This window comes from Methylobacterium aquaticum (assembly GCF_001043915.1).
GTDB lineage: Bacteria > Pseudomonadota > Alphaproteobacteria > Rhizobiales > Beijerinckiaceae > Methylobacterium > Methylobacterium aquaticum.
In genome coordinates this window covers 1-626 of sequence record NZ_LABX01000506.1, presented here as the reverse complement: position 1 = coordinate 626, position 626 = coordinate 1, and the positions used below count along the sequence as shown (strand labels likewise).

Sequence of the window (626 nt, the reverse complement as noted above, 5' to 3'; positions counted from 1 at the left end):
GCGATGACAAGGTCGGGACCCGATACGAGAAACATCGGCCCAACCAGAACGGGCAATTTGAGCTGGGTGCGGAGTTGCACAGCAAGATTGGGGTCGCCCAGCATTCGTTCACGCCGTGAATTGGTCGCATGAAAAGCGTCAAAAATCTATTTGACTTGCAAGTAAGTATTATGCCTGATTGGTCATAACGCAACGAAAATAACTACGCGCGCGCTTTGAACGACTGCGCGACTACGGAGGAGACATGAGCGCCGAAGCGGCGACCCATGCGGAGCCCAACGTGAGCGGTATGCGGCCGATGCTGACCGCAGACCGTCTGCGAATGTCGTTCGGCGGCGTTGTCGCCCTGAACGAAGTCTCGATCGAGATCAGGCCCGACGAGCTCATTGCGGTTATCGGCCCCAACGGCGCCGGCAAAACCTCGCTGATGAACTGTATGAGCGGCTTCTATCGACCGCAGCAGGGCCGCATCGTGTTCGATGGTGAGCAGATGGTCGGCCGAAGCGTCCATCAAATCGCGCGATCCGGATTGGCGCGGACGTTTCAGGGAACGCACATCTTTCCCGGCATGACCGTGATCGAGAACATCCTGATCGGGCGGCACATGCATATGCGCAGTTCGATTT

General features: G+C 57.3%; 1 protein-coding gene. It reads left to right on the top strand.

Translation table 11 applies throughout. The features are described from left to right. Positions 1 to 244: 244 nt before the first annotated feature. A partial coding sequence (locus tag VP06_RS33500; protein ID WP_048468151.1) for an ATP-binding cassette domain-containing protein occupies positions 245 to 626 on the top strand: 382 nt, incomplete at its 3' end.